17 protein-coding genes, 1 pseudogene and 1 riboswitch are annotated in these 22,384 nt (G+C 58.5%); of the genes and pseudogenes, 5 read left to right on the forward strand and 13 right to left on the reverse strand.

What is annotated here, in order from left to right:
* Nucleotides 1–127: 127 nt before the first annotated feature.
* The 3 genes and pseudogenes from hda to upp form a co-directional block, all read right to left on the reverse strand.
* A complete protein-coding gene (gene hda, locus AB5Y82_RS16440; RefSeq protein ID WP_013723920.1) occupies nt 128–829 on the reverse strand; it encodes a DnaA inactivator Hda in 702 nt (233 codons plus the stop codon).
* Between the two features lie 85 nt (nt 830–914).
* A pseudogene (locus tag AB5Y82_RS16445) lies at nt 915–1,928 on the reverse strand (DUF2066 domain-containing protein); the annotation flags it as partial.
* Between the two features lie 150 nt (nt 1,929–2,078).
* The gene (gene upp, locus AB5Y82_RS16450; protein ID WP_005334115.1) at nt 2,079–2,705 is read right to left on the reverse strand and encodes a uracil phosphoribosyltransferase; all 627 of its coding nucleotides are present in this window, start codon (nt 2,703–2,705) and stop codon (nt 2,079–2,081) included.
* 176 nt (nt 2,706–2,881) lie between these two features.
* On the opposite strand from upp, the gene purM reads away from it, so the two are divergent.
* Together purM and purN are read left to right on the forward strand one after the other, a co-directional pair.
* Nucleotides 2,882–3,919, forward strand: coding sequence for a phosphoribosylformylglycinamidine cyclo-ligase (gene purM / locus AB5Y82_RS16455; RefSeq protein WP_368174254.1), 1,038 nt, complete (start codon nt 2,882–2,884; stop codon nt 3,917–3,919).
* Nucleotides 3,916–4,554 carry a phosphoribosylglycinamide formyltransferase gene (gene purN, locus AB5Y82_RS16460; RefSeq protein WP_335840987.1) on the forward strand — a complete coding sequence of 213 codons (639 nt, stop codon included), beginning with the start codon at nt 3,916–3,918 and terminating at the stop codon, nt 4,552–4,554. The genes purM and purN overlap by 4 nt, the downstream gene beginning before the upstream one ends.
* 226 nt (nt 4,555–4,780) lie before the next feature.
* Here the strand turns inward: purN and AB5Y82_RS16465 are convergent, their stop codons facing one another.
* From AB5Y82_RS16465 to AB5Y82_RS16485, 5 genes are all read right to left on the reverse strand, one after another.
* Entirely contained in the window at nt 4,781–5,542 is a 762-nt protein-coding gene (locus AB5Y82_RS16465) for a Nif3-like dinuclear metal center hexameric protein (protein ID WP_019446698.1), read from the reverse strand.
* A gap of 141 nt (nt 5,543–5,683) precedes the next feature.
* Complete coding sequence (locus tag AB5Y82_RS16470; RefSeq protein ID WP_021231049.1) at nt 5,684–7,027, reverse strand: sigma-54 dependent transcriptional regulator; 1,344 nt, start codon at nt 7,025–7,027, stop codon at nt 5,684–5,686.
* Complete coding sequence (locus AB5Y82_RS16475) at nt 7,024–8,058, reverse strand: PAS domain-containing sensor histidine kinase (RefSeq protein ID WP_139400613.1); 1,035 nt, start codon at nt 8,056–8,058, stop codon at nt 7,024–7,026. The genes AB5Y82_RS16470 and AB5Y82_RS16475 overlap by 4 nt, the downstream gene beginning before the upstream one ends.
* A gap of 106 nt (nt 8,059–8,164) precedes the next feature.
* Nucleotides 8,165–9,586, reverse strand: coding sequence for a sigma-54 dependent transcriptional regulator (locus AB5Y82_RS16480; RefSeq protein ID WP_167558042.1), 1,422 nt, complete (start codon nt 9,584–9,586; stop codon nt 8,165–8,167).
* 268 nt (nt 9,587–9,854) lie between these two features.
* Complete coding sequence (locus AB5Y82_RS16485) at nt 9,855–10,733, reverse strand: DUF2726 domain-containing protein (protein ID WP_368174255.1); 879 nt, start codon at nt 10,731–10,733, stop codon at nt 9,855–9,857.
* Nucleotides 10,734–10,929: 196 nt separating this feature from the next.
* On the opposite strand from AB5Y82_RS16485, the gene AB5Y82_RS16490 reads away from it, so the two are divergent.
* From AB5Y82_RS16490 to ppx, 3 genes are all read left to right on the forward strand, one after another.
* Complete coding sequence (locus tag AB5Y82_RS16490; protein WP_047437655.1) at nt 10,930–11,445, forward strand: glycine cleavage system protein R; 516 nt, start codon at nt 10,930–10,932, stop codon at nt 11,443–11,445.
* A gap of 74 nt (nt 11,446–11,519) precedes the next feature.
* Nucleotides 11,520–13,589 (forward strand): polyphosphate kinase 1, encoded by a 2,070-nt coding sequence (gene ppk1, locus AB5Y82_RS16495; RefSeq protein WP_005350671.1) that lies wholly within the window; start codon nt 11,520–11,522, stop codon nt 13,587–13,589.
* Nucleotides 13,579–15,069, forward strand: a complete 1,491-nt coding sequence (gene ppx / locus AB5Y82_RS16500; RefSeq protein WP_111899697.1) for an exopolyphosphatase — start codon at nt 13,579–13,581, stop codon at nt 15,067–15,069. The genes ppk1 and ppx overlap by 11 nt, the downstream gene beginning before the upstream one ends.
* A 60-nt stretch (nt 15,070–15,129) precedes the next feature.
* Here ppx and mgtE read toward each other — a convergent pair whose 3' ends face one another.
* From mgtE to AB5Y82_RS16525, 5 genes are all read right to left on the reverse strand, one after another.
* Nucleotides 15,130–16,473: a magnesium transporter gene (gene mgtE / locus AB5Y82_RS16505; RefSeq protein ID WP_368174256.1), complete on the reverse strand. Its 1,344-nt coding sequence runs from the start codon at nt 16,471–16,473 to the stop codon at nt 15,130–15,132.
* 122 nt (nt 16,474–16,595) lie between these two features.
* Nucleotides 16,596–16,765: riboswitch (M-box (ykoK) riboswitch) on the reverse strand.
* Between the two features lie 182 nt (nt 16,766–16,947).
* Nucleotides 16,948–18,153, reverse strand: coding sequence for a flagellar hook-associated protein FlgL (gene flgL / locus AB5Y82_RS16510; RefSeq protein WP_111899695.1), 1,206 nt, complete (start codon nt 18,151–18,153; stop codon nt 16,948–16,950).
* 4 nt (nt 18,154–18,157) lie between these two features.
* The gene (locus AB5Y82_RS16515; RefSeq protein ID WP_111899694.1) at nt 18,158–20,161 is read right to left on the reverse strand and encodes a flagellar basal body rod C-terminal domain-containing protein; all 2,004 of its coding nucleotides are present in this window, start codon (nt 20,159–20,161) and stop codon (nt 18,158–18,160) included.
* Nucleotides 20,162–20,164: 3 nt separating this feature from the next.
* Nucleotides 20,165–21,238, reverse strand: a complete 1,074-nt coding sequence (gene flgJ, locus AB5Y82_RS16520; RefSeq protein WP_128836052.1) for a flagellar assembly peptidoglycan hydrolase FlgJ — start codon at nt 21,236–21,238, stop codon at nt 20,165–20,167.
* Nucleotides 21,239–21,281: 43 nt separating this feature from the next.
* The gene (locus AB5Y82_RS16525) at nt 21,282–22,379 is read right to left on the reverse strand and encodes a flagellar basal body P-ring protein FlgI (protein ID WP_005350664.1); all 1,098 of its coding nucleotides are present in this window, start codon (nt 22,377–22,379) and stop codon (nt 21,282–21,284) included.
* Between the last annotated feature and the right edge of the window lie 5 nt (nt 22,380–22,384).

Here is a 22,384-nt window from a genome sequence, read left to right on the forward strand (position 1 = left end):
TCTCCCTAAGGGAGAAGGGCCAAAGCTATAAAACCGCTTCACGGTCTGTGACGAGAGGTCGTCAGCAAGGTGAAGAGCAGCACATGAGCCTTGCTCACGGCCTCGCAGTAAGAACGTGGCCAGGTTCTCAGAGCTCGAGGATCTCTTTGACAAAGGGAATGGTCAGCTTGCGCTTGGCGCGAAATGAGGCGTTGTCGAGCTGATTGAGAGTGGTGAGCAGGGTTCGCATATCGCGGGAGAGTCGGTTGAGCAGGAAGCGGCCCACATCGATGGGCAGTTTGAAGCCCCGCAGCTCGGCACGCAGCTGCAGGGCACTGAGCTTGCCTTCATCATCCAGCTCTTCGAGATGGAAACTCACCCCCCAGTCGAGGCGCGAAGCGAGATCCGGCAGTTGCAGCCCCAGTTTGCGCGGTGCGCTGCAGCCGGTGACCACCAGCGTCCCCTCCCCCTTCTCCTGCCAGCGGTTGTAGAAATCGAACAGCGCCCGCTCCCACACGGCATTGCCGGCGATCGCCTCGAGGCTGTCGAGACAGACCAGCGGCAGGCTTTCGAGGGCATCGAGCATGCTGGGATCGAGCTGTTCAAACTGATCGAGGGAGAGATAGGCCGCCGCCGCATCGCGGGCATTGACCTCGGCACAGGTGGCATGGAGCAGATGAGAGCGTCCGGATCCCTTGGCTCCCCAGAAATAGAGGAAAGGCGACCCCTGACCGATGGCCGCATTCTTGAGGGCGGTGATCAGATGAGCATTGTTGCCGGGATAAAAACTGACGAAGGTTTCATCATCCGGTAGTTGTACGGCTAAAGACAGTTGGGCCGGTTGCTTCACTCGTTGGGCTTTGACTGTGACATTTGTGGCTAAGTGTATCATCGCAAAGGCAGATAGAGAACCGCCCGGACAAGCCGGGCGGTNGCTGCGACCATTGGTAACGCAAACCGCTGCCATTATCGTCAACCTTGCGCAAACGACTCTCAAGTTGCAGCGCCCGTACCAGCTCGGCCTGATCCCCTTGCAGGGTAAAGTTGAAGGTGACCTGGTCCCCCTCCAGCTTGCCGATCGCCACCTTGCTGACGTTGGCCATCCCCTGCAGCATCTTCTGCACGGCGATCATGCTGTCCACTTCGGAGAGGCCATCTACCACCAGGGTCTGGCTGGTTGCCGGACCAGAAATGCGGGCACCGTAGTTTTTCACCAGCCAGGCCGCCAGGGTATCGGCAAACCCTTGCGCCACTTCGGCCTGAGTGCCGGTGCTATTGCCACGGGTCAGCTCGGTCACTTCACCGGCTGCTTTGGGGCCGTAGAGTCCCCAATCGATGCTCCACTTGTCACCTTCCGGTGTCAGCTTGCCCAACACCACCATCTCGGCGCCATAGCGCTGGCTTGCCTGCAAAATCGGGTCGGCAAAGCGTCCCCAGACGTCGGTGGCACTGACCGCCATGTTGTCATCGAGATCCATCAGCGGAATGCTGATGGGTAGCCCCAGCGTCTGGGCCTGCTCGCGCAAGGCTTGCGCCCAACCATCGCTGGATTGATCCGCCAGCAGGCGACGCTCCCCCTGATCCACCACCAGCCAGATCGCCATCTGGGGACGCGCCGGGCCAAGCAGGGCAAACTGGCTCTCGGAGACCAGGCTGTTGACCTTGTCACTCTTGAACTCGGCTTTCAGATACTTGACGGAGTCCTGATCCTGATAACCATAGCTTTTGACATAGTCGCCCGGGGCCGCCAGCGCCTTGACCACCACCGGCTGGGTGAGGATGTCACGCTTGCCGGTCACCTTGATCAGCACCTGACCCAGTGCCTGCCCCTGAGCGGCCACCATGTCACCACTGGTCGGGGCCTTGCCCTGATAGAGGTCGGTCACCTGAGCGGCCGAGGCCATGAATGACAAGCCGCAGCAGAGGGCGGTCACAACACGTTTGAACATGAACAGAGTCTCGAAATGGGAGAGTGTGCTTATGGTAGCGGCAAGGCGCATCCTGCGGCAAGGCTGGCACAAGCGGCCACAAACAGCAGAGCCGGCGATGCGCCGGCTCCGATCACCCCTTCCACATGGGAACCAGGTCAAGGCATAAACTTATTTGGTACCGAAGATCTTGTCGCCTGCATCGCCCAGACCCGGCACGATGTAGCCTTTCTCGTTCAGCCCCTGGTCGACAGAAGCACAGTAGAGCTCTACGTCAGGGTGAGCGGCTTCCAGCGCCTTGATCCCTTCCGGCGCGGCAACCAGTACCAGCACCTTGATGGATTGGCAGCCTTTCTTCTTCAGCAGATCGATGGTGGCAATCATGGAACCACCGGTGGCCAGCATCGGATCGATGACCAGCGCCAGACGCTCTTCGATGTTGCTGACGATCTTCTCGAAATAGGGAACCGGTTGCAGGGTCTCTTCATCGCGGTAGATACCGACCACGCTGACGCGGGCACTCGGCATGTGCTCCAGCACGCCATCCATCATGCCAAGGCCGGCACGCAGGATGGGTACGACGGTTACCTTCTTGCCTTTGATCTGGTCAACTTCTACTGGCCCATTCCAGCCATCGATGATAACCTTCTCGGTTTCGAAGTCAGAGGTCGCTTCATAGGTCAACAAACTGCCCACTTCTTTGGCCAGTTCACGGAAACGCTTGGTGCTGATATCGCCTTCACGCATCAGACCGATCTTGTGTTTGACCAGGGGGTGTTTGACTTCAACGACTTTCATTATTATCTCCTCTAACCTGCCGCAAAAAAATCGCGGAATCATACAACAAAAGCCACCGCTTGTAGAGCATTTCCGCGCAAAAACGCGCAAACGATTTCCTTTCTGGTTTTTCACCGCCACTGTTAGAATACGCCCCGAATTTTACCCTCCACTTCTTTACATGACGGGGAATACTCGTGACTGACAAAACCTCACTGAGCTACAAGGATGCTGGCGTAGATATCGATGCCGGCAATGCACTGGTTGAACGTATCAAGGGCGTGTCAAAGCGCACTCGTCGTCCTGAAGTCCTTGGTGGTCTTGGCGGCTTTGGGGCCTTGTGTCAAATCCCTGCGGGCTACAAGGAGCCGGTACTGGTCTCCGGTACCGATGGTGTGGGCACCAAGCTGCGGCTGGCTATCGACCTGAAGAAGCACGACACCGTGGGCATCGATCTGGTGGCCATGTGCGTCAATGACCTGATCGTACAGGGCGCCGAGCCGCTGTTCTTCCTCGACTACTATGCGACCGGCAAGCTGGACGTGGACACCGCGGCAGCAGTGGTCACCGGGATCGGTGCCGGTTGCGAGCAGTCAGGCTGTGCCCTGGTGGGCGGCGAGACCGCCGAGATGCCGGGTATGTATGAAGGGGAAGACTACGACATCGCCGGTTTCTGCGTCGGTGTGGTGGAGAAGAGCGAAATCATCGACGGCAGCAAGGTCGGTGAAGGGGATGCCCTGATCGCGCTGGCCGCCAGTGGCCCTCACTCCAACGGCTTCTCCCTGATCCGTAAAATTCTGGAAGTCTCCAAAGCCGACGTGCATCAGCCGCTGGGTGACAGCACCCTCGCAGATGCCTTGCTGGAGCCGACCCGCATCTATGTGAAACCTGTGCTCAAGCTCATCAAGGAGTGCGAGATCCACGCCCTGTCCCACATCACCGGCGGTGGCTTCTGGGAGAATATCCCCCGCGTATTGCCTGCCAATACTCAAGCGGTGATCGACGAACAGAGCTGGCAGTGGCCGGCGGTGTTCAGCTGGCTGCAGCAGGCTGGCAACGTCACCCGTCACGAGATGTATCGCACCTTCAACTGCGGCGTCGGCATGATCATCGCCCTGCCCGCCAACCAGCTGGAGAAGGCGCTGACCCTGCTCAAGGCGGAAGGCGAGAACGCATGGCACATCGGTCATATCGCCAAGGCAGCAGACGGTGAGGAGCAGGTCGTCATCAAATGATGCGGATCCTCGTCCTAATCTCCGGCAGCGGCAGCAACCTGCAGGCGATCCTCGATCACTGCGCCAGCGGCAAGATCGCCGGTGAGGTGGTCGGCGTTATCAGCAACAAGGCCGATGCCTATGGTCTGGTTCGCGCCAAAGATGCGGGAGTGGCGACCTCCATTCTGGCCCAGCAGCAGTTCGCCAGCCGGGAGGAGTATGACGCCGCCCTGCTGGCTCTGATGGCAGACTATCAGCCTGACCTGGTGGTGCTGGCCGGGTTTATGCGGATATTGAGCGGCGATCTGGTGCGCCATTTCGCCGGCAGGATGATCAATATCCACCCGTCACTACTGCCCAAGTATCAGGGCTTGCACACTCACCAGCGCGCCATAGATGCCGGTGACAGTGAACACGGCGCCAGCGTCCACTTTGTCACCGAAGAGCTGGACGGTGGCCCGGTGATCCTGCAGGCCCGCGTGCCGATCTTTGAAGGAGACACGGCGGACGAGGTAGCAGCACGGGTACAGGCGCAGGAGCACAGCATCTACCCGCTGGTGGTACGCTGGTTCTGCGAAGGCAGGCTGCAGATGGTAGATGGCGCCGTGCAACTGGATGGCGCCCTGCTGGGCCCCGCTGGTTACGCCTGCGAGTAAGCAGACGTCTTGTCGAAGTGTGAAAAAGGAGGCCGGCCGATGGCCTCCTTTTTGTTTCCTGAATTTTCCCACCACAGGCACAGGCTTAAACCTGTTCACGACCTGCAGCGAGAAACCGTCAACAAGGTGAAGAGCAGCACAGGAACCGGAGCGTATAGACATACGTGAGGATTCCGAGCAGCACATGAGCCTTGATCACGGTTTCGTAGCCAGATCGTGGACAGGTTTAGACCGGATTGTCGATATCGATAAAGGTGACATCCAACCCGTGCACAGTCGCCAGCCACTCCCCCAGCGCCTTGACGCCGTAACGCTCAGTAGCGTGATGGCCTGCGGCGTAGAAGTGCATCCCCATCTCGCGAGCGGTGTGAATGGTCTGCTCGGAGGCTTCGCCAGATATAAAGGCATCGATGCCCTGCTCCGCCGCCAGATTGATGTAGCTCTGACCGCCGCCGGTGCACCAGGCCACGGAACGGATAAGCTCGGGGCCGCTGTCGCCACAATAGAGTGGCTCGCGGCCAAGGCGCTCGGCAATCAGCTTGGCAAAGTCGGAGCCGCTCATCGGCTCTTCCAGCTTGCCCACCATGGCGACGCTCTTGCTGTTCCACGGCTCCAGACCGCGACGCACCTTGATGTCGAGCAGCTTGGCAAGCTGGGCGTTGTTACCCACCTCGGGATGGACATCCAGCGGCAAATGGTAGGCAAACAGGTTGATATCGTGGGTCAGCAGGGTCTTGAGCCGACGCTGCTTCATGCCGGTGATCTGGGCCGGTTCACCGCTCCAGAAGTAGCCGTGATGGACCAGAATGGCATCGGCTTCGGCAGCCACCGCCGCGTCGATAAGCGCCTGACTGGCGGTGACACCGGTCACCACCTTGCGAATGCGCTCGCGCCCCTCCACTTGCAAGCCGTTGGGGCAGTAATCCTTGATGGCGTGCGGTTCGAGCAGATGGTTCAGTACGGTTTCGAGTTTTCGATGAGAGATCATAGGGGTCCCTTATTAAGGCTCGGTCCCCTGCTTTACCAATAAAAACAGGGCCCAGGCTCAAAGCGCCAAGGGCCCCATGATAATCGAGCCGGGCCGTCAAGACCATGACAGCCCCCACACAGTGCGGTTTCCCTACATGCCTTAGGCTGGCAGGTCGATCCCCGCCTCCCGCATCTGGGCCAGCTTGTAGCGCAGGGTGCGCGGGCTGATGCCGAGTCGGTCGGCCACCGCCTTGCGGCTGCCGTTACAATCTTGCAGGGTGTCGAGGATGATCTGGTGCTCCTGCTGCTTGAGCTCGCTGCCGAGGCGATCGCCGCCATAGCTGCGCTCCACGCTGACAAACTCCATCTCCTGCTCGTCCAGCTCTTCCAGAATGAGGTGGTCACAATCAATGACCCCGTCGGGGCTGAGGATCAGGGCCCGCTGTACCACGTTGTCCAGCTCCCGCACATTGCCGGGCCAGGGGTGGGCCAGCAGTCGCTCCCGCGAGGCGTCCGTCAGCTGTGGTGTCGGCAGTCCCTGCTGACTGGCATGAAGCGCCAGCAGATGCTCCGCCAGCGGCAGAATATCACCGGGCCGCTCGCAGAGGGCAGACCAGCGCAGCGGGAAGACGTTGAGGCGATAGTAGAGATCTTCGCGGAACAGGCCATCCTGCACCGCTTTTTTCAAATCCCGGTTGCTGGTGGCGATGACCCGCACATCCAGCGGGATCATCTTGCGACTGCCGAGCCGCTCCACCTCTTTCTCCTGCAACACCCGCAACAATTTGGCTTGCAGCCCCTGATCCATCTCGGTGATCTCGTCGAGCAGCAGGGTGCCCCCCTGCGCCTGTTCGAACTTGCCCGGGCACCCCTGTACCGCACCGGTGAAAGCACCCTTCTCGTAGCCAAACAGGGTCGCCTCCAGCATGTTTTCCGGAATGGCGGCGCAGTTGATGGCGACGAAGGGCTGCTCGGCGCGGCTGGAATTGTCGTGAATGTAACGGGCCAGCACCTCTTTCCCCGTCCCGCTCGGGCCGGTCACCATAACGGTCGCTTCGCTTCTGGCCACCCGGGTCGCCAGCTGGAACAGCTCGGCAGTTTTGGGATCCCCGTAGACCACGGCGCGCTTCTCCACCTTCTGGGCGGGCACATAGCGGCTGACCTGATTAAGCAGCACCTCCGGGGAGAACGGCTTGGCCAGATAGTCGATGGCCCCTTCGCGCATGGCGCGCACCGCGCCGTCGATATTGGCGTAGGCGGTCATCAGCAGCACAGGTATCTGCGGATATTGCTGGCGAATGGTCGCCAGCAGAGTGAGACCGTCCATCCCCCCCATCTGGATATCGGAGATCACCATGTCAAACGGCTGACGGGAGAGGGCCAGCAGAGCCCGCTCGCCGCTGTCCGCTTCACGGCACTCATAACCGCCGAGCAACAAGGTATCCACCAGCGCTTCGCGCAGGCCATTGTCATCTTCAACTACCAGGATCCTGGCCTGTGTCATGCTACACCTCCAAGCTGCACCGGTTGCTGGTGCAGGGGGAACGACAGAGTAAAGCAGGTGCCTTCACCGGGAACCGAGGCCACACCGACCTCTCCCTGATGGGCACGCACTACAGATTGCACCACCGCCAGCCCGAGTCCAGTGCCCTGGGAGCGAGTGGTAAAGAAGGGTTCGAATACCTGACCGAGCTGATGGGAAGGGATCCCCTTGCCATTATCGATGACCCGCATCTCCACCCGGGTACCGCTGCGCACCGCGCTGACCAAGAGTGAGGTGGCCCCTGCCTGCTGGGCATTGGCAATCAGATTGTTGATGGCTCCCGCCAACGCGCTGCTGTTGGCCAGCAGACAGAGATCGGGCTCCGGCGCCTCCATGTGCAGCTCGCAGCCTTGCTGCTGACAGAAGGCCTCGGCACCGGCCTGCACTTCGGCCAGCAGCCCTTGTACCGAGATGGGGGTGACCACCTGATTGTCGCCATTGCGGGCGAACAGCAGGATGTCGTTGATCTGCTTCTCCAGATCCTGCAAACGGGCCATCAGCTTTTGCTGAAACTGAGTGCGAGATTCCGGCTTGAGGGTGCGGTTGGCCAGATTGGCGGCATAAAGCATGGCGGCGGAGAGCGGCGTGCGGATCTGGTGGGCGAGCGAGGCTGCCATATTGCCCAGCGCCGACAGTCGCTTCATGTGGTTGATGCGGTCTTGCAGTTTACGGGTTTCGGTCAGGTCATTGATAAAGACCAGCTGGCCGGGCTGATCCGGCAGCGGTTGGGTCGAGAGCTGCACCCGGCGCCCGTCACGCAGGGAGATCTCGTGGCCATCATCCTCGCGCGGCTCAAAGCAGCGCGCAATGATGTGGCGCCAGAGCTCCCCTTCCAACGGCTCCCCCAGCAGGGAGATGGCCGCCGGATTCGCGCGGGTGACCACCCCTGCCCCGTCAAGCAGCAACACCCCGGTGGGGAGCGCCTTGAAGATGGCATAGAGCTGGCTCACTTCGTGGGACTGGAGTGGCATGTCCTGCTGCTGGATTGTCATAAACCTGACCTCAAACTGGCTATTGGGTCAGGTTATTCAATTTCCATGCCACTAAATTATATGAACTAAAACAATGAATTGCGTATTTGCGTCAAGGCTTTGACCCTCAGACGTCCTTGCTCATCCCGTACTTTTTCATCTTCTCCACCAAAGTGGTACGGCGCATGCCGAGCAGATCGGCGGCGCGGGCCACGACCCCGTCCTGAGACTCCAGCGCCTGACGGATCAGCTCCACTTCAAGGTCGGCCAGCATCTCTTTGAGGTTGACCCCCTCCTCCGGCAACTGCATGGTGCGAGCCGAGGCGAGGGAGTGATCCAGCTCGGGCGGATCCTGAAACACCGCCGCCAGCGCATCCCGTTCATCCATCTCGGTCAGCCGCTCATCCCGCGGCTCGCTCGGCAGCAGGCGATAACGGCTCGGCAGATCGGCCACATCGACGATCTGGTGCGGGTAGAGGATCAACAGCCGCTCCAGCAGGTTGGAGAGCTCGCGTACGTTGCCGGGCCAGGGGTACTGCATCAGCGACTCCAGCGCCCGCTGGGTCAACCGGATAAAGCCGTGGTGCTGCTCGGCATGGCGGTTGAGCAGCTCCTGCAGCAGCAGCGGGATGTCATCGATGCGATCCCGCAGCGGCGGCGTCTCAATGGGGAAGACGTTGAGGCGGTAGTAGAGATCTTCACGGAAACCCTGGGTGCGGATCATCGCCTCCAGATCCCGGTGGGTTGCTGCGATGATGCGCACATCGGCCTGAATGGGCTTGCCACCACCGACCCGGTCGAACAACCGCTCCTGCAACACCCGCAGCAGTTTGACCTGCATCGGCATCGGCATATCGCCGATCTCGTCGAGAAACAGGGTGCCCCCCTGCGCCAGCTCGAAGCGACCGCGACGAGCCGCGATGGCGCCGGTAAACGCCCCCTTCTCATGGCCAAACAGTTCGCTCTCCAGCAATTCGGCCGGAATGGCGCCGCAGTTGATGGGCACAAAGGGGCCTTGACTTCGGGAAGAGAGTTCGTGGATGGCGCGAGCCACCACCTCTTTACCGGTCCCCGACTCGCCGAGGATCAGCACGTTGGCATCGGTCTCGGCCACCTGGCTGATGAGGCGGCGTACCTCCTGGATCCCCTTCCCTTTACCCACCAGCAAGCGCAGCAGGGCCTGACCCTTGTCATGGGTCTGCTGACGAGGATGCAAGGAGACGAACGCCTGACAGAAGTGCAGATGACGGGTGAGGGATTCATAGGTAAAGGGCGAGAGCGCGACCCCGATAAAGTTGCTGTTGGGCAGATCGGCCTCAACCAGCGAGAGGAAGGGGGTACGGGGGAAGGCTGCCAGCAACTCTGACAAGGGACGATCGGTCAACTCACCCACCAGCACCCCTTGCAGCGGACCGGAGGATTCGATGGCCACATCCAGATCGCTTTGTGCCACCTCCTGCCACGGGATCCCCATAAACGAGAGCACGGTTCCCAACTGTTGGCGCCGCTGCGCATCGGCATCAACAATCAACACGCCCATCTCCACCATATCCATTCCTCGCGATGTCCTGAACTAACTTATTGTTTTATTTAATGATAAAACAGCTACCGACTGTCTTTTTGCAGGCACACAAAGTGCCAAAATTCCGACACATTGTCAAAAATTGTCGTATTCAGGCTAAGTGTATCGACAGAAACGGGAGATTAGATAAATTTTGCCGAGCAATTTTCTGCATTGGCGCCGTTAACAAACGCCGCCAATGGCGGAAAGAAAACTGCCCTCGTCAGAGGGCAGCATGCAACACGGTGAAGCGCACTCAGTGGCGATTATGGTGGTGCGGCGCCGCGTAACGACACTCGGGGAAACGGCTGCAAGCCAGAAAGAGTCGACCGGCGTGGGGGCCTTTTTTCGCCTCCCGCTCCACCAGCGGCGCATCACAACGAGGGCAGTGGTGTACCTCGTGCTCTTCATCATCCTCCACATCGGCGAACAAGCCATCGACCAGCTCACCCTCACTCTGTGGCGCCTCCATCACCCCCTTGGGCTGGATGGTGGGCTCGTGGAGCGACGCAGGCGAGATGGCCTCGGCATGGGCAGTGCGGCCACGCATCCCGGCACCGACATCCACGCCGTCCAGCAACAAAGGGTTGAACGTCGGCTCGCGGCGCGCCCCGTGCGGCAGATCGTCGATCACCGGTTCGCTGGTTTTGACCAGCAGCGGCAGGATCTGTTCGCGCAGCTCTTCCACCAGATAGCTGGCACTTGCCGGGATCAGCAGCAACGGCAGTCCGGCGCTGTCGCAGGCGGTTTTCAGAAAGAGATCCCGCGCCTTGCGCTTCTGGTGACGGTGGGAGCTGTCATCGAGTTCGATGGCGCAGATAAAGGAGAGATCCGCGGGGTGGCAAAGCAGATAGTCGAAATGCTTGGCACTGATCTTGTTGAAGTGCTGCTGCCATTTGCTTTTGCCGATCCCGGCTTGCGGCGTCAGCACATCGGCCACCCGCACCTTGGCAAAGACCCGGGCCTTGTCACCCACCGCCAGATCCAGCACCCCGAGGAAGGATCGCTCGGCGGGACTGAACAGGGTCTCCTGCATATCATAGGGCAGGCGCTTTTGCTGTCTGCCTCTACTCCAGAAGATCGCCAGCACAAGCAGCGCCAGCAACAACAATCCCGATAGGACAAGGGTATTCATGAGAGCACGATCCAGTTCACGACACGAAAGGGGAATTACTTTACCACAGCCGCCACGGAGCAAGGCAGCAGACCCGTGTATAGAAAGTGAAAAGTCCCGTCTTTTTATCTATTTGTCAGCAGGCGGGGGTTCATATGACCAGTCCCAGCAGGCACAATAGGGATAGAGCAAGAAATCCCATTTCAAGGAGAGCAGGATGCAAAAGCAATTGGTGGTCACCGTGATCGGTGCAGACAAACCCGGGATCGTCGAAAGTCTGGCAGCTGTCATCAGCCGCGAGCAGGGTAACTGGCTGGGCAGCGCCATGAGCGAACTGGCGGGCCAGTTTGCCGGTATCCTCCATGTCTCTGTCCCCGATGAGCACTATCGCAGCCTGTGCGAAGCACTGGCCCTGCTACCGGGTCTGACCATCAGCTTTGCCGAAGGGACACCTACCGCCGAGCCAGCCCATCAAGTCATGATGACAGTGACCGGCAACGACCGCCCCGGCATCGTCCATGAAGTAGCCAGCATCCTGCGTCAGCTCGAGATCAACGTGGCCGATCTCACCACTGGCTGTGAACCGGCTCCCCACTCCGGCGCCCCGCTCTTCTATGCCCATGCGCTGGTTGCCCTGCCCGACGGGCTCGCGATGGATACGCTTATCACCGCGCTGGAATCCCTCTCCGACGATCTGGTGGTCGACATCGACGAAGCGTTCAGCGAGCAGTAACAATACTGCCATTTATTTGTCATATATTAACGCCATAACTGCCGCGCAGACGCGACCTGAAACAGAGGCACAAGATGAGCACCGACAAGCAGTATGAAGAGAAAGAGCTGAGCTGGCTCTCATTCAATGAACGGGTGTTGCAAGAGGCAATGGACAAGACGGTGCCCCTCATCGAGCGGGTTCGTTTTCTGGGGATTTTCTCCTCCAACCAGGATGAGTTCTTCAAGGTACGGGTATCGGACGTCAAGCGTCGCATCCTCATCAATGAAGTACATGGTGGCGACGATGAAGCGAAAGTGCTGCTGCGCGCCATCCAGCAAAAAGTGATGGCGCTCGGTGAAGCGTTCGACAACACCTATAAAGAGCTGTTGATTGCGCTCGCTCGCCACAACATCTTCCTGGTCAACGAGAACCAGCTCTCCGATGCCATTCAGAAGTGGCTGCGGGTCTTCTTTAAGGAGAAGGTGCTGCGTCACATCATCCCGATCCTGCTCAACAAAGAGGTCAATCCGGTCAAATTCCTCAAGGATGAGTACACCTATCTGGCCATCGAGATGAAGAAGAACGGTCAGGTGATCCAGTATGCCCTGGTGGAAGTGCCGACCGACGACCTGCCCCGCTTCTTCCAGCTGCCGCCGGAAGGGACCCGCCGCAAGAAGCAGATCATCATTCTGGATAACGTCATCCGCTTCTGTCTCGACGAGATCTTCAAAGGCTTTTTCGACTACGACGAGATTGCCGCCTATGCGGTGAAGCTGACCCGGGATGCCGAATACGATCTCTCCGACCAGCTGGACTTGAGCCTGGTGGACAAGATGAGTGATGGCTTGAAGCAGCGCCTTACCGCCATGCCGGTGCGCTTCGTCTACGAGCGGGAGATGCCCGCTGCCATGATAAGCTTCCTCAAGCTCAAGCTGCAGATCAGCTCCTACGATGCCATCATGCCGGGCGGGCGCTATCACAACTTCAAGGATTTCATCGGCTTCCCCAACGTGGGCCGTGACTATCTGGAAAACCCCAAGCTGCCGGCCCTCGATTGCCGCGATTTTGACGGCTTCGTCAACGCCTTCGATGCGATTACCAAGCAGGATATCCTGCTCTACTACCCGTACCACAAGTTCCACCATTTCACCGAGCTGGTGCGCCAGGCGGCGTTCGATCCGGCGGTCAGCGCCATTCGCATCAACATTTATCGGGTGGCCAAGAAGTCGCGGATCATCCACTCCCTCATCGATGCCGCCAACAACGGCAAGAAGGTGACCGTGGTGGTCGAGTTGCGCGCCCGTTTCGACGAAGCGGCCAACATAGACTGGGCCAATATTCTCACCGATGCCGGGGTCAAGGTGGTGTTCGGGGTGCCGAGCCTCAAGATCCACTCCAAGCTCTGCCTCATCACCCGCCACGAAAATGGCGAGGCGGTGCGCTACGCCCATATCGGCACCGGCAACTTCAACGAGAAGACCGCCAAGATCTACACCGACTTCTCGCTGCTCACCCGCAATCCGGATATCACCGCCGAAGTGGAAGGGGTATTTGAATACATCGAGTACCCCTATAAGCGTTACAAATTCAACCACCTGCTGGTCTCCCCCATCAACAGCCGCCGTCAGCTCTATCGCCTCATCGACAACGAGCTCTCCAACGCCAAGGCGGGCCAACCGAGCGGTATTATCCTCAAGATCAACAATCTGGTGGACAAGGATCTCATCAACCGCCTCTATGCCGCCGGGCAGGCGGGAGTACCGATCCAGATGATCATCCGTGGCATGTGCGCCCTGCGTCCGGGCGTGCCGGGCCTCAGTGACAACATCAAGGTGATCAGCATCATCGACCGCTTCCTCGAGCACCCGCGGGTGATGGTGTTCCACAACAAGGGCAACCCCCAGCTCTATATCTCCAGCGCCGACTGGATGAGCCGCAATATCGACGGCCGTATTGAGGTGGGCACCCCCATTTATGATGAGCGCCTCAAGCAGCGCATCATGGACATTCTCGAGCTACAACTGAGTGATACCTGCAAGGCGCGGGTCATTGATGCCGACCAGCAGAACGAATATGTGAAGCGGGGCAACCGCCGCAAGATCCGCTCTCAGGTGGCGATTTACGACTATCTCAAACGTATCGAGTCAAACAATGGACAATAGTCTCTATGCCGCCGTGGATCTCGGCTCCAACAGTTTTCATATGGTGATCGCCCATCTGAGCGAAGGGCGTTTTCGCATCGTCGATCGCATCAAGGAGCGGGTGCGGCTGGCGGAAGGGATGGATGAGCAGAAACGAATGAGCCCGGAGGCGATGGAACGTGGCCTCGCCTGCCTGTCGCTGTTTGCCGAACGCCTCACCAATATCAAGCCGGATCAGATCCGCATCGCCGGCACCTATACCCTGCGCCGTGCCAGCAACGCGCGCGAATTTGTGAGTGAAGCCGCCAAGGTGCTCAACCACCCCATCGAGATCATCAGCGGGCAGGAAGAAGCACGCCTCATCTATCAGGGGGTTGCCCATACCCAGCATATCGAGGGTCAGGTACTGGTGATCGATATCGGCGGCGGCAGCACCGAGCTCATCATCGGTGAAGGGTTTGAACACAAGGCCCTTACCAGTCGCAAGATGGGCTGCGTCAGCTTTACCCAGAGCTTCTTTGCCAGCGGCAAGCTGAGCGACAAGCACTTCACCAATGCCGTGCTGGAGGCGCAGCACCAGCTCGCCCCCATCGTCAACCAGTACCGCAAGCTGGGCTGGCAGAGCTGCCTTGGCAGCTCAGGTTCGATCCGCACCGTGCGCGATGTGCTGCAAGGTGAGGGGCTGACCGATGGCAGTATTACGCTGGAGGGGCTGGAGCGGCTCAAGGCGCTGATGATTGAGCGCAAGCGAGTCGATAACCTCAAGCTGACAGGGCTTACCGAGGAGCGTCAGGAGGTGTTTGCCGCTGCAGTCGCCATCCTGCTCGGGCTGTTTACCTCGCTGCCCATCGAGCGGCTCGACTACTCCGACGGTGCCCTGCGCGAAGGGTTGCTTTATGAATTCGAGGAGCGCTTGCAGCACCACGATATTCGCGAGCGCACCGCACAAGCGCTAGGCACCCACTACCGGATGGACCGCAAACAAGCAGCCCGGGTGGAGCAGAGCGTGCTGACCCTGTTTGATGCCCTGCAAGAGCCCTGGCAGATGGAGATAGAGCCATATCGCGCCATCCTCGGCTGGGCGGCTCGGCTGCACGAAATTGGCCTTGCCATCAACTACAGCGGCATTCATCGCCACTCCGCCTATATCCTGCAACACACCGACCTGCCCGGCTTCAACCAGGACGATCAGGCCCTGCTGGCAGCGCTGGTACGCTTTCAGCGCAAGGGGCTAAAACTCTCCGAGCTGCCGCCCCTGCCCAACCACGACATGCAGACGGTGCTGCGCTGCATCCGCATCCTGCGCCTCGCGGTCGCCGCTCACCACAAGCGGCAGGACAACCTGCTGCCCGAGTGGAAAGTCGCGGTACAAGGGGAGCAGCTGGTCGTGACCCTGCCGATCGACTGGTGCGAGGAGAACCGTCTCCTGATGCAGAATCTGGAGAAGGAGCATCGTTATTGCCAGGAGCAGGGCTGGCCACTGTTGTTCCAGCTAGGCTAAACCGGAAAGATAAATGAAAAAGGCAGCCCACTGGCTGCCTTTTTCATCTCAATCTCCCGGTTACTGCAACTCGGGCAACAACCACTTGGCCATCTCGAAGTAGATGATAAGGCCGGTACCATCCACCAGTGTCGCGATGAATGGCGCAGAGACCACCGCCGGATCGATGCGGAAACGGCGCAGCACCATGGGAATAATGGACGCGACCGTAGCACTCCAGAGTACGATGGCGATGATGGTAAAGGTCACCACCATGCCAATCTGGGGACCGACGCCGAGACTCCATGCCCGTACCCAGGCCGCCATGGCAATGGCACCCGAGATGAGCAGACCGGTGGAGAGCTCCTTTTTCAGCACAGTGCCGAGATTGCGCAGACTCACCTCCCCGACCGCCATGGCACGTACTATGGTGGTGGTGATCTGGGTGCCGCTATTACCGCCAGTACCGATCAGGAGCGGAATGAAGAAGGCCAGCGCGATGGCCGCTTCCAGCTGCTCCTCAAATGCCCGCAGCACGGTGCCGGTGTAGGCTTCTGCCACAAACAGGATGAGCAGCCAGCCCACCCGTTTGCGCCACAGCTGCCAGGGAGTCGCCTGCAGATAGGGAGTATCGAGTGGCGAGGAGCCACCCTGCATCTCGGCATCCTCGGTGGATTCGAGCTCCAGAATATCCGCAGCATCATCGACGTGGAAAATACCGACCAGTCGCCCCTGATCCTCGACCGGCAATACCGACATGTCGCGGTCGATCAGCAAGCGCGCTGCCAGCTCCTGATCCGCACGGGCGTTGATCCGCACCGTCTCCCGATCCATCAGGGTCGCGACGTTGGCCAGCGGGTCAGCGATCAGCAAGGTCTTGAGGGAGAGGCTCCCTTGCAGACGACCATCCCCGTTGACCACATAGATATGGCGAAACAGCTGGGCATTGTCCCAGGCATCATGGATCAGCTGTTTGGCGTGGCCGACCGTGTCCTCCTCCCGCACCGCCAGATATTCGTGGCGCATGTTGGCCCCCACTGACTCGGTGGGCCAATCCAGCAGGGAGTAATACATGGCCTGCGCCTGGGTCGGGAAGCGAGCCAGCAACATGGTGCGATCCTGACGACTCAGTTTGCGCAGGATGGCGACCATCTCACGGCGGGGAATAGCCTCCTGCAACACGCTGACGATGCTGCCATGGAGCCGCTGCAACAGGCGCCCGGCACTCTCGGCCGAGAGTGAACCAAGCAGTTCGGCCCCTTGTGGGATTGGCAGGGTATCAAAGATGCAGTTGAGCTCTTCCGGACGCAGGGTCAGCAGTTGATCGGCGCGCTGAACCGGATCCAGATTATGTTCCAGCCAACCCTGCAGGGCGGCCAGATCGAGCAGTTGGTGACGGTTAAGAATGGTATGTGTTTTCTTCATCACAGATATCCTCATGTGATTTCAGGCGAGCCTGAATGCCTCCGGAAATAGCCGGATGCAACGACAAGAAAACAGCAATTTGATTGACGAGTAATAGGCAGGAAATGACGCCGTTCGGCGTGTCATCATCCCCACGTACCAGCTTTAGCACTGTATAACGTATCCGGCATGCCGGAAGCCACTTGGGTTTACACCTTAATCCGATGAAAACTGTCCTGATCTTGGGCGTCTCTGGACGTCGTGAGATCAGTGGCCTGTGTTTATACAGGAGCCTCGCCTAACGAGATGCTGCAAATAATTCGCACAACCCTCTGTTGTGCGGGCGGCATGATTATCCAATCCCGCAGGGAGGTCAACCCCGCAGCTCCCATTAAATGGGCAACGGCAACAGCTTGTTACAATTGGCAGGGGATGACACGGAACCAATTTACAGAACCTGGATAAAAGGAAAGGCCCCAAAGGGCCCCTTTTTTATTAACGAATATAGTCAAATAGCGTCAGACGGCTTATTTTGCTGAAAGAGAGTTGCGAGGCACTCAATGCCGCATCCTCTTTTGACAGCGCGGAAATCACTTCATAGAGATCCGCTTCCGACACCTTGGCTCTCGCCTCGGCGTTGAGGGTACTCAACCCCTCGTTAGAATCCATGACTGCCTCGAGACTGTTCATCCTGCCACCCAACTCCCCCAATCCATGATCGATATTCAGACGAGCATTTTTCATATGGACGGTAGCATCGGCTACTTCCAACGCAAAGTTGTCAGCGGTAATAGCGGGATCACGCAAGGCGGTAATAAAATCCGACATACCATTCAATATGTTGTCATTCTTCGGTGGATTAAGATCAAACTGCTCAGAACTGCCCGCAGGCGAGCTGACGGTCAACTCCAATCCATTGAAAGGGATCTTAGTGCCAGCAGTGTAGTTACCCGTTTGCAGGGTTGCACCACCGGCATCCTTGATATCGTAGGTATCCGGTGGGCCTATGGTGGTTGATACGGTATAGGTATTACTGGGCAGTGCCGAGTTATAATTGGACTTATAGAAATTATCAAAGTTACCCTGATCGCCTATCCCAACCTTGATATTTGCTGTGGTTGCACTGGCGGTTCTTCTGGTCGCCACGATTTCAAACAGATCTTGCCCGGAATCATTGGCAGCAATTTGTACCGTGGGTGAGACCTGAATATTTCGCTGACCAGGGTCACCCTGAAAAATATATTTTCCGTTAGCGTCTTTTATATATGGCTGGGTCTTGCTCTGATTGCCGCCAAATATAAATTCACCCGAGGAGTTTTTGCTATTCATCAGGTCAAACATCTGCTGCTGCAACCCTTCCAGCTCGCTGGCTATGGCCTTGCGATCATCCATGCTGATAGCGCCATTATTTGACTTCTGGATCAGAGTCTGGGCACTAAGCATCGCATTGTTAATCGACGTTAATACCGTCTCCTCATGCCCCAGGCTGTTTTCCAGCAAGCTGCCATTGACACTGTACTGCTTGAACAGGTCAATCTCCTTGGTCAGTGCCATCTTCTGACTCATCCCCGCAGGATCTTCGCCGGCAGTCTGAAATTTATTGCCGGTTTGCAGCTGTTGATAGGCAGTATTCAACCGCTCGTTGGCACTGTTGAGGGAATAGATATTCCGGTCGTAGATCATGTTGGTGGTGATGCGCATGACGTTACCTCACGGAAGAGAGCAGTGTATCGAAAATGGTTTTGGCCGTGCTGACGATTTGCGCCGATGCCGCATAGGATTGTTGGAAGCGGATCAGATTGGCCGCCTCCTCCTCCAGATTGACCCCAGACACGCTTTCAAAAATGCCGGTGCTCTGGATAAGCTTGGACTCATTGGCCTTGAGCAGCGTTTTTGCCTGACTGGTATTGTTGCCCACTTCCATCACCAACCCGGAATAGGCCTGATTGAAGGTCATCTTGTCGTTGGTCGTCCCACCATTGGTGCTCTTGCGCACCAGATCCTTGTTTTGCAGCTCGGCCAGAACCAGTCCATTGCTGTTATCGGCAAAGCCATTGCTGTTGTAACTGAGCTTGAAGCTGTCACCGGCATCCACCGTTCCGGTGATGCTGAACTCGTAGCCGGGCGCCTGTTTCGGGTTTGGATAAGCTGGTCCACCAGTGGGGGGTGGCAGTTGCAAAGCAGCCATCAAATTCTGCCCCTTGCTGCTCGCAGGGGCCGTACCTATCAGAGTAGTACCATCGGCTTGAAACACCTGATAGTTACCACTAGCATCGATTTTGACCACCTGAGGCGCTGTCGGGCTCAGACTATTGGTACCAAAACCTGACCCCGCACCTGTATTAAATACGCCACCCAGTTTGATATCAGCCCCGCCGCCATTATTGGTGGTCTTTTCCGCTTTAAGCGGAGAGGCCAGGGCCAAATCTTCCGGTCGGGTGATCAACTGACCCAGACCAGCGGCCGCACTTTTGGTCGGTTGCAGCAACAGTCTGTCACCCGCAGCTGGCGTGCCGGTGAGATCGATCGAGATCCCGTGCCCGGTCAGCTCAAAGGTTGTTGGTGGGGTAGCCCCCGCAGTGATCAAGGTACGATTGCCAGACTTGTCCAGCGAAAACACCTCATAACCAGTGGCACTGCTAAATTGCACTTCGTAATCAAACGGGGTCACTGATGTCCCCTTGCCCGGCACGAAGCTGACATTCGCCCCGACCGTCCCGGTGTTATTGCCGTAGGGTAAGCCCTTGCTGGCAGGCAGGGTGAAAATATCGCCGCCAATCTCGTTATCCAGATCCATCCCGAGGCGGTTCTGCTGGTTCATCGCATCCGCCATCGCCACGGCCAGCTGCCCCAGTTCGCGCTTGGTCGGCTCAAGGTCGGTACGCGCCTTGAACAGCCCCCCCATGGCACCACCAAACGTATCGTGATCGATGGTTGCCTTGTTCGCCCCCAGGGTCAGCTGCAGCTCCTGATCCCGGGAGTCAGGATCTCCTGCAATCACCTTGAACTGGGCGACGCCCCCATCAAGGATCAGCGAATGGCCAGTGCTCATATTGACCAGCATGCTGCCGTTGGGTTGGGCTACGGTACGAATATCCATCTTCTCCGACAGCTGGCGGATCGCCTCATCCCGCTGATCAAACAGCATCAGGTTCTCTTCGGGTGACCCCTGGGTGCGGATGATGGCCTGATTAAGATCATTGATGCTGGTGAGCAGGCTGTTGACCTGCTTGGTTTCATCTTCAATGCGGGTGTTGAAGGTATCGCTCTGTTTGTCGAGCTGCGCCGAGAGGGTATGAAAACGGTTGACCATGCCACTCAACTCCGTCATCACCACCTTGCGCCCACCGATCTCGGCAGGCGATTCATTGGCTGAGTGAAATGACTTGAAGTAGGAGGTGATGGCCGCCCCCACGCTGTTGCTGGTATTCCCCAGCAAGCTGTCAACGCCAGCCAACTGTTCATAATGGGTCAGGGAGGCATGATAGGCAGAGGTATCACGGCGCACCTCCCCCTGCATATAGTCGTTGATTACCCGCTGGGTCTTGATGTCACCGGTCCCCAGACCGATGGTATTGGTATACACCAGCGTACGCTCACGCACATAGCCCTGGCTATTGACGTTCACTATGTTGTTACTGGTGGTCTGCAGCAGGCGTTGCTGTGCCAGCACGCCCGATGAACCAATCCCAAGCAGGTCGCTTGCCATACGTTACAGCTCCATCTCGTTGTATTGGGCAATGGCGTCACTGCGCAATACCTGTTTCAATTTTCTGGCGTAGTGCGGGTCGGTGGCATAACCCGCCTGTTGCAGCGCCTCAAAGTAGCGATCGGGACTATCCACCTTCGCCAGGGCTCCCTTGTAGCGAGAGCCGGAAGTGAGGAAGTCCACATAGTCGTTGAAGCTCTCTTCAAACGACTCATAAGAGCGAAATGCCGCTTTCTGGCGGGAGGCGACGCCTTGCTCATACTCGAGCGTGCTGACCACCGCCTTTGGCCCTTCCCAGCGCGGATCGGCCTTGATGCCAAACAGGTTATGGGTCACCTGCCCCTCGCCATCCTTGATCACCCGCTTGCCCCAACCGCTCTCCAGTGCCGCCTGAGCGACCAGTACCGCCGGGCTTAACCCCAACTTGTCGGCCGCTTTCTTGGCCAGCGGCATCAGGCGATTGACGAACTGTTCCGGCGTATCGAACTCTTTGCCCCCACTACCGGTGGCACTGCCCTCTTCGCTGGCCATGCGCCCCATGGGCGGAATGCTACGGTGAGGACGACGGGGCATAGTGAGTGCGTGGCTCTCCTTGACCTCCTCGGTCATCTCTCTTTCAGCAAAATCTTTGCCAACTTTTGATGCTGCGATCAAATCATCGGCAGCCGCCGTGGGTGGCTGATAGGGTTTGTAGGTCCGTTCGGTGCGCTGGGGCATCTTGAGCACCCGTCCATCCTGATGGGTAAAGGTCTCGGGAGAGAGCTGCTTGGCCACCATGTCAGCCAATCCCAGCCCCCCCTTGCTGGACATGTCGGCGACTCGCTGCTCATCCAGCATCCCTTCATAGAACTGGGTATAGCTGCTGTTCATCAGGTTGTCCTGAGTCAACACCCCGTTGGCCTGACGCATGCTCTGAAACAGCATCTGGGTAAAGATTGACTCGAACTGGCGTGACGCACTCTTGAGCGCTTCGGCCTGCCCCTCTTTGCTTTGGCTCATCTGGCGCAGACGGTCCAGGTTCTTGATGTCCTGTACCATCCCGAGATTCATGCCGCTGTTGCTGTCAAACTCCGCCATTTTGCTTACCTCATTGCCACCCGTGGCAACCACTTGCCGCTTGTTACAATATGACCAGTTGCCCCTCGATGGCGCCTGCCTGCTGCAGCGCCTCAAGGATGGCCATCAAATCACCGGGGGCGACCCCGACCTGATTGACCGCCCGGACCAGATCGTCCAGGGTCGCACCGGTATCAAACTTGAACATACGCCCCGGCTCCTGCTGGACATTGATGGTCGAGTTGTTGGTCACCGTCGTCTCTCCTCCTGCCAGCGGGTTGGGCTGGGAGACCTGCTGGTTTTCGGCGATGGTCACCGTCAACCCGCCGTGGCTGATGGCCGCCGGTTTGAGCTTGACCTGACTGCCGATCACTATGGTGCCAGTGCGGGAGTTAACGATGATCTTGGCCGCCTCGTTGGCCGGATCCACCTCCAGATTCTCGATGGTGGCGAGATAGGAGACGCGCTGACCCGGATCCCGCGGGGCATAGACCTTGACCGAGGTGGCATCGAGCGCCTGAGCGGTATTGGGCCCCACCAGATCGTTGACCACATCGGCCAGACGGCGCGCAGTAGTAAAGTCGGGTCGGTTAAGGTTGAAGGTGATGGTGTCCCCCTGACTGAAGGAGTTGGGCACCTCCCGCTCCACGGTCGCACCGTTGGCAATCCGCCCGACAGTCGGGGTATTGATCACTACCTTGGAGCCATCAGCCCCCTCGGCCCCCAGACCACCGACCACCAGACTGCCCTGGGCAACCGCATAAACCCGGCCATCGAGCCCTTTCAGAAAGCTCTGCAGCAGAGTGCCGCCCCGCAGGCTCTTGGCCTCGCCAATGGCAGAGACCGTCACATCGATGGTCTGGCCCGGCTTGGAGAAGGGGGGCAGGTCGGCATGGATCGCCACCGGCGCCACATCCTTGATCTTGGGCTTGATGTTATCCGGCACCTTGATGCCAAAGTTGTTGAGCATGGTGCGGAAAGTCTGCTCGGTGAAGGCGTTGTTCTTCTCGCCAGTGCCGGGCAACCCCACCACCAGACCGTAACCAATCAGCTGGTTATTACGCACCCCTTCAACCGAGCTGATGTCCTTGATCCGGGCCGCATTGGCCACGCCCAAGGGCAGCAGACAGCAGAGCAGTGTGACAAGACGGAGTGACTTCATAACAT

The sequence above is a fragment of the Aeromonas sp. s13 genome, assembly GCF_040907905.1.
Taxonomy (GTDB): domain Bacteria; phylum Pseudomonadota; class Gammaproteobacteria; order Enterobacterales; family Aeromonadaceae; genus Aeromonas; species Aeromonas veronii.